Annotated in this window: 8 protein-coding genes; 4 read left to right on the plus strand and 4 right to left on the minus strand. The window is 59.5% G+C overall.

The features are described from left to right. Positions 1-127: 127 nt before the first annotated feature. The 4 genes from ACNKID_RS09605 to ACNKID_RS09620 form a co-directional block, all read right to left on the minus strand. Entirely contained in the window at positions 128-1,363 is a 1,236-nt protein-coding gene (locus ACNKID_RS09605; protein ID WP_417913209.1) for an RNA-binding domain-containing protein, read from the minus strand. Positions 1,364-1,474: 111 nt separating this feature from the next. Then, positions 1,475-2,662, minus strand: a complete 1,188-nt coding sequence (locus ACNKID_RS09610; RefSeq protein ID WP_417913210.1) for a TMEM43 family protein — start codon at positions 2,660-2,662, stop codon at positions 1,475-1,477. Then, positions 2,662-3,102: a Fur family transcriptional regulator gene (locus tag ACNKID_RS09615; RefSeq protein ID WP_417913211.1), complete on the minus strand. Its 441-nt coding sequence runs from the start codon at positions 3,100-3,102 to the stop codon at positions 2,662-2,664. Before ACNKID_RS09615 ends, ACNKID_RS09610 begins: the two co-directional genes overlap by 1 nt. A 236-nt stretch (positions 3,103-3,338) precedes the next feature. Beyond that, positions 3,339-4,373: a thiamine biosynthesis protein gene (locus ACNKID_RS09620; protein WP_417913212.1), complete on the minus strand. Its 1,035-nt coding sequence runs from the start codon at positions 4,371-4,373 to the stop codon at positions 3,339-3,341. A 117-nt stretch (positions 4,374-4,490) separates the two neighbouring features. Here ACNKID_RS09620 and ACNKID_RS09625 point away from each other — a divergent pair, with 117 nt between their 5' ends. The 4 genes from ACNKID_RS09625 to hypB form a co-directional block, all read left to right on the plus strand. Beyond that, complete coding sequence (locus ACNKID_RS09625) at positions 4,491-5,129, plus strand: Crp/Fnr family transcriptional regulator (protein WP_417913216.1); 639 nt, start codon at positions 4,491-4,493, stop codon at positions 5,127-5,129. Between the two features lie 27 nt (positions 5,130-5,156). After that, positions 5,157-5,678 carry a hydrogenase maturation protease gene (locus ACNKID_RS09630; RefSeq protein WP_417913213.1) on the plus strand — a complete coding sequence of 174 codons (522 nt, stop codon included), beginning with the start codon at positions 5,157-5,159 and terminating at the stop codon, positions 5,676-5,678. Further along, on the plus strand, positions 5,678-6,010 hold the full coding sequence (gene hypA / locus ACNKID_RS09635; protein ID WP_417913214.1) for a hydrogenase maturation nickel metallochaperone HypA: 333 nt from the start codon (positions 5,678-5,680) through the stop codon (positions 6,008-6,010). The genes ACNKID_RS09630 and hypA overlap by 1 nt, the downstream gene beginning before the upstream one ends. Positions 6,011-6,028: 18 nt before the next feature. After that, on the plus strand, positions 6,029-6,692 hold a 664-nt coding region (gene hypB, locus ACNKID_RS09640), incomplete at its 3' end, for a hydrogenase nickel incorporation protein HypB (RefSeq protein ID WP_417913215.1).

Consider the following 6,692-nt stretch of genomic DNA (forward strand, 5'->3'; position numbering starts at 1 on the left):
CTGACGGCCACCCTGATCTCAGCAAATATGAAGAGTGCTACGCGAGATTGCAGGCAAGGCTGGCCGGGCAGCGCGGCCGCAGCTGGGTGGTCTGAACGTCCTGCCTGCCGCGAAAGAAGGGCAGCCGTTATGACAGCTTTCTCTTTGGCAGGACAGTTTTCAGGCAGTCTTCGCTGACCGCAAAGACCGGCTCCGCGCCGTTGTGCTGCCGCATCAGGGGAATGACTTTGGTGCGCACACCCATTCCTCTTGCGTCAACATAGCCGTAATCGCGCAGAATCTCCATGATCAAGGGATTGCGGGGCGAACGCTGCCCGGCGATCATCTTGGCCACGGTCATGGAGTTCTGCAAAGCCCCCGGACTGATGACCTCCAGTCGGTCGGCATAGCCGCTGACCTCAATATCCACTGACCGCGACCAGTCGCGATGCGCCAAGGCGTTGATGACCGTTTCCCGCACCGCCTGCCAAGGATAGAACAGCTCTTTGCCACGCCGCATAGTTTCATCTACATCCGCTTCTTCGCAGGAGATGAACGGCTGAATCGCGGCAGCGAACTGCTCAATCAGGCCCCGATCAACCAGCTCGCGCTGGCCGGCGATCATCCGCCAGCGGCCTGCAAGCGGGCCGTCCAGCACAGTGTCGAGACGGGCCTGATATTCCTTGTCTGCGCCAGCAAAGATCATCAGCCGCAAACCGGCCTGGGGCAAATAGCGGCGCGGACGAATGCCAAAGCAGACCAGACCGGCAATAGAGCAGACCTTGTTCCCCAGTCCGTCCTCAGCCATCAGGCCCAGTCCGAGCAGCCGTTCGATCCACTGCTCCCGGTTGTTCGGCAGTTCCGGGTCTTCGATGATGGAGGCGAGATAAAAGTTGAGCCGGTCTAAATCCAAGGAGTCTATTGAGGTGCCAGCAACCGGCAAGGTCTCTACATGGAGCATCCCGCCGCTTTGAAAGAGCCGGAGCTGCTGTTCCCGTGTCGCTAATTCGGAGCGGTCGCCCATGCGGATATACACATCCTCTCGACCGTTATGCCGGAGCACATATGGTTTGGCAATGCCGGGCGACAGCGAGATCACAGCGATTCGACAGCCTTCTGCAAACTCTATTTCCTCGTAGAACGGGATGATTTGTGGATGCACCTTATCGCGGAACACGTTCAGCACCCATTCTTGCACGTCAGGCCGTTTGATGCCAGTCACAGTGCCGTTGTCTTCCACGCCGAGCAGCAGCCGTCCTCCCTGAAGGTTGGCCAAGGCCACGATCTCTTTTGCCAGCTGTTCCGGGCGGATGTCGTCCCGTTTGAATTCCACGCCGGAGTTCTCGCCGTTGCGGATGAGTTCAAGGAGTTCTGCTGTGCGCATAGGTTTTACAGGCCGGTGAGTTCAACGTAGTGACGAGAGGGAGATGTCTCCGACAGAGACACCGCAGTGTCTCCATCAGAGAGCGGCTTCAGACTGCGAAGAGCAAAGCAGTCACCGGGGCGGCGGGGGAGGGGGCATGGTCGCTGCCGCAGGCTGTTTGGCGCGGAGCTTGCTGCGCACCGCCCAGATCAGTGCTGCCGCTGCTGCCAGCAGGCTCAGGCCGATCAGCGGACGATAGATGACCCAAGCTGCGGCGATGGTGAGCAGCGAGAGCACCCCTGCCAGCAGAAAGGAGACAATGCCTGTGCCTGCGCCGACCAAGCTGCCGAACATCGGCACGATATCCGCTGTCACAGACAGCACCTTGAGCATCAGATTCAGGCCGGTCAGCATGAGAATGAAGCCGCCCAGCCGCAGCAGCCAGGTCAGCAGCTTGCTGCTCTGCTGCGCGCTTTTGAACATGGCGGCGGCAGTGTGCGTTCCTGTTTGGAGCAGCTCGATGCTGCCGCCCGCCTCGCTGCGGTACGGCTCCAGGCTGGAGCCTCGCTGCTGGGCGACAATGCTGACCTCGGTCGGCAGCACCACGCTGAAGCTGATCCGCAGGTCGCCGACCTGCGGCGTGTTCGGGTCTTCGCCCAGATAAAAGCCGCTGCCGTGCCGCCATATCTTCCGGCCTGCGGTGTTCTCCGGCAGCGGCGCGTCCGCGCTCACCGGCAGCGGCTGCGCAGTGCTGATCTTGCTGGTCAGCGAGGGCGGCAGACTGAAAGCACCGAGCGTGACCTGCCGGGCCGATTGCTCCTGCGAGCTGAAGGGCATGGAGCCAGGGTTCTCATGCCCAGCCTGCTGGCGGAAGCCGGACGAGCTGATCAGCGATTCCGACCAAGCCTTGCTGTAGGAATAGGTGGTGGTGGTCTCCTCCCCGCCGCCAAGCTTTTTTTCTTTCTTGCTTTCAGAACGCTCCTGCCACTGATACATCTCCGCAGTCCGCTCCAAACGGAGGGCGTTGGCTGTCACGCCGAACTCTGGGTCGCGCAGGGTTTCTTCGGTCACAGCCTTGCCGCTGAGATGCACCAGCTTGCCCTCGCGGGAAGGATCAATTCGGTCCGCAGGCACGGAGACAACAGCACCGGCTCCTTCCTTCAGCGTTTTGTAGTCCTTCACCGCACGGCCCTCGTTCCAAAACAAGAGGACAAAAGCGGCGATGAAGAGCATGAAACCAGCCGCAATGCCTTTGGCCGCGCCCTTGAGGCGGCTGAACCATGATTCGTGACTGACTTCAGTGAACTGATCTTGCGACATCAGACAAAGCTCCTTTCCTGCTCCAGGCAGGCGTTCCTGGCCTTACGCTGACATTTCGGGCACTCTCCCGTAAACTCAATGTGATGGCCGATGATGTTGTAGGCTGTTTTTCGAGATGCGGCCGCAATGACGTTTTGAATGACATGCATGTCGATGTTTTCGACAAGACCGCAGCGGCTGCAGCGGATATGATAATGCGGTTCAGTTTGCGCGTCATAACGCTTCTGCGAGCCGCCCACCTCCAATTTGAGAATGATGCCGCTGGCGGCCATCAGCTCAAGATTGCGGTAGATCGTGCCCAGTCCGATGCGGTGCAGCCGCAGCCGCACCCGCTCGTACAGTTCGCAGGCTGTGGGGTGGTTTGCTTTGGCAAGTTCCTCCAGCATCACCTGCCGCTGTTTCGTCGGACGGAACGGATTGAGATCAGGAGCGGCGTTCATAAGCTCGGCAAGAAGTTAAGATTGCATGAGAGGGCATCCTTCCTAATGTTGCGCAGGCTGGCGGACGACTCCCGTATCCGCCGCAACTGCTTGATCAGTCGAAGCAAATCAGGCCAGAACAAATTGCTCTTGCAAATGATTTGCAACAAGGGTGATAATACGGCGATTTTTATACTTGTCAAGCATAATAAAAAGGCAGCCGTATTTTCTTCTTGACAAGAATCAGCCTGCGACAATCAGACGGTCCAGCTGCTGAACAGCTCGTCCGGCAAAGGCGCGGTGTTCCGCAGCAGCAGCTCGTTGCCGCCGTGATCAATCCGCACATCGCCGGGCAGGGGAATGCCGTCGGTTTTCCGGCTGTAGCGGACAATCAGTCCGGCAGCCAGCGCTGCTGCTGCTTCCGCATCGGCGGCGGCAGCCCGGCGCAGCAGACCCAGCGGCCCGAAATGCTCCGGCATATGCAGCAGCCAGTCATCTGGCCTGCGCAGCCCGGCTATGCGGTCGTTCTCCTGCTCGTTGCGGCCGAGCACGAGCCAATGCCCGCCAGGCAGACGGAACTGGCGGCCCAGCAGGAGCAGGCGGATGTCCCCGGCAGTTATATCCTCGCTTCCGACGGTGAAGAGTCCGGCGTAGAAGCGTTCGATCCGGGCGGCAAGAATAGGATCGGTGAGCACGCAGCCGCCTGCGGGAGCAGGGAAATCGCTGATGCCCAGTTCCCGCGCCAAGGCAAGCTGCCCCTTGCGCCCGCGTCCGGCAAAACCGTGCAGCCGTTCCCGGTCAACCAGCCCCTGCCGCTCCGGCAGGGTAGGGGAGAGCAGTTTGGCGGAGAGCGGACGGAGCAGGATGTCCTGACAGCCCGCTTTCTTCTCGATTAAATTCAAGGTCTCCATCTGCTGCGACATGGGCCGCTGGCCGCGCACCTCGCCGGTGAAAAGAAAAGCGGCCCCGCGTTCGGCCATCAGCTCGCGCGCGCGGCGCAGCATCATGATCTTGCAGTCAATGCAGGGGTTGAAATGCTTGCCGAAGCCGTGAGCCGGGCGGCGGAGCAGCTCGATGTAGCCTGCGCTCAGGTCGATCAGTTCAGCTTCAATGCCGTATTTGTCCAGCATCTGCTGACGGAACCGCTCCGGCTCCGCCAGCAGCTCATGGCCGAAGAAAGGAGTGACAAACTTCAGGGCCTGCACCCGGATGCCCTGCGCCGCCACAATCCGGCAGGCAAGAATGGAGTCCAGGCCGCCGGAAAAGAGTCCCAGCGCGGTGACATGGTTCATGCGATTCTTGAAGGAGGCTTATTATTCGATTGTCAGCGGCTGCGCCGCTCATTAAGATAGCTGCAGGCATAATATGCGCTTTTCTCCCGCGCTTCAAGCAGCACAGACGGCTTGACCATGGACTTCATCCAGCTCCTCGGCTTTCTCGCAGCCTTTCTCATGTTCTCCACCTTCTACATGAAGAACATGATCCCTCTGCGGATTGTAGGCATCGCCAGCAACATCACCTTCATCGTCTACACCTTCAACGCCCATGTCTGGCCAATTTTTGTTTTGCACACCGCGCTGCTGCCGATGAACTGCCTGCGGCTGGCGCAGATGATCCGGCTGATCAAGCAGGTGCGCAGAGCTTCAGAAGGGGACATGTCTTTTGAGTTCATGATTCCCCACATGACCAAGGAGTTATTGAAAGAGGGGGATGTGGTGTTCCGCAAGGGCGACGCGGCGGACAAGATTTATCTGCTCAAGTCGGGCGCGCTGCGGGTTGACGAATTGGATGTGGCAATCAGACCAGGAGAGCTGTTCGGCGAGATGGGAGTCTTTGCCAGCGAGCAGGTGCGCAGCGCAACTCTGCGCTGCAAGACCGACGTGGAGCTGCTTTCGATGACCGCCGCGCAGATCAGGCAGCTTTATTATCAGAACCCGGATTTCGGCTTCTATCTCATCCAGCTGCTGCTCAAGCGCTTTTCGCAGAATGAAGTGAATGGATTGAAGGCTGTCATGGAGCCTGCCTGCGCAGCTGCTGAAGCCTCTTGACCGTTTTGCCAAGCATTGAATTATTGCATGAACAGCACACACAGCACCCTCATCATCGGCTTGGGCAATCCCATTCTTGGCGATGACGGCGTAGGCTGGCGCATTGCCGAGGAAGTGAGCCGACGCAGCGGCATTCCTCTCAGCGATGCACCGTTGCATCGTCAACGGTGCGAGCCAATCACCATCGAATGCTATTCCTTAGCCGGACTGAGCCTGATGGAACGGCTGATCGGCTATAATCGCGTCATCCTCATTGACGCGCTCAACACCGGCCTGCGCCGGCAAGGCGAGGTGGTCTGCTTCACCTTGGCGGAGATGGATGACCTGACGCATGGCCACAGTGCCTCGGCGCATGATGTCTCGCTCAAGCAGGCACTCAAGCTGGGGCGGAGCATGGGCGAGCGGCTGCCGGACGATGCGCAGGTGCATGTGGTCGCGGTGGAGGCGCAGCATGTCTATGACTTTAAAGAAGACCTCAGCCCGGAGATTGCGGCGGCAGTGCCGCTGGCGGCGCACAAGGTGCTGCACCTGCTTGCCGGGGAGACGTAATGCACGAGCTGGCTGTCACCCAGAGCATCTTGGATATAGCCCTGAAGCACGCTGGCAGCAGAACCGTGCGGCAGGTGCAGCTGGTGCTTGGCCAGTTCTCATCCATTGTGGATGACTCGGTGCAGTTCTACTGGGATATCATCGCCAAAGGCACCTTGGCCGAAGGTGCGCAGCTGCGTTTTGAGCGTATTCCCGGCGAAATGACCTGCGCAGCCTGCGGCAAGGTCTTTCGTCCTGGCAGCGAGACCTTCACCTGTCCAGCCTGCGCCAGCAGCGCGGTGCGAGTGACTAAAGGCCGTGAGTTTTACGTGGAAAGCATTGACGTTGATTAATTGCTCGGAGAATACTTTATGTGCAGCAGCGCAGCCCCGACGCGGGTGCGGGTGGTCGAGAACATCCTCTCCGCCAACGACACCATCGCCGCCAACAACCAGCATCTGCTGGATCATGCAGGCGTGTATGGCATCAACATCATGGCCTCGCCCGGCGCAGGCAAGACAACCTTCATCCTCAAGACACTGGAGGCCTTGCAGGGCCGCCTGCGCTTCGGGGTGATTGAAGGCGATTTGGCCTCCTCAATTGACACGGACAAGGCGCGGGCCGCAGGTCTGCCTGCGGTGCAGATCAACACTGGCGGCGAATGCCATTTAGACGCGGTGATGCTGGCCAATGCGTTGCCGTCGCTGCCGCTGCATGACTTGGATTTGGTGCTGGTGGAGAACGTGGGCAACCTGATCTGCCCAGCCAACTTCAAGCTTGGCACTCACTTGAACGTGCTGATTGCCTCCATCCCGGAAGGCGACGACAAGCCGTATAAATACCCTGGCATGTACATGGGAATGCAGGCTTTGATCATCAGCAAGACAGACCTGCTGCCCTATGTGCCCTTCAATATGGAGTACTTCCGTCAAGGTGTGGAGATACTCAATCCTGGCCTGACCGTGTTCCCGGTGTCCAGCAAGACCGGCGAAGGCATGGCAGCGTGGGCGGACTGGCTGGTGGAGCAGGTGCGGA

Source organism: Candidatus Electronema sp. TJ, assembly GCF_048287355.1.
Classification (GTDB): Bacteria; Desulfobacterota; Desulfobulbia; order Desulfobulbales; family Desulfobulbaceae; genus Electronema.

Excerpts from the sequence above, each read along its gene's own strand:
- ACNKID_RS09605 (WP_417913209.1), bottom strand. The coding sequence starts at position 1,363 with ATGCGCACAGCAGAACTCCTTGAACTCATCCGCAACGGCGAGAACTCC.
- ACNKID_RS09610 (WP_417913210.1), bottom strand. The coding sequence starts at position 2,662 with ATGTCGCAAGATCAGTTCACTGAAGTCAGTCACGAATCATGGTTCAGC.
- ACNKID_RS09615 (WP_417913211.1), bottom strand. The coding sequence starts at position 3,102 with ATGAACGCCGCTCCTGATCTCAATCCGTTCCGTCCGACGAAACAGCGG.
- ACNKID_RS09620 (WP_417913212.1), bottom strand. The coding sequence starts at position 4,373 with ATGAACCATGTCACCGCGCTGGGACTCTTTTCCGGCGGCCTGGACTCC.
- ACNKID_RS09625 (WP_417913216.1), top strand. The coding sequence starts at position 4,491 with ATGGACTTCATCCAGCTCCTCGGCTTTCTCGCAGCCTTTCTCATGTTC.
- ACNKID_RS09630 (WP_417913213.1), top strand. The coding sequence starts at position 5,157 with ATGAACAGCACACACAGCACCCTCATCATCGGCTTGGGCAATCCCATT.
- hypA (WP_417913214.1), top strand. The coding sequence starts at position 5,678 with ATGCACGAGCTGGCTGTCACCCAGAGCATCTTGGATATAGCCCTGAAG.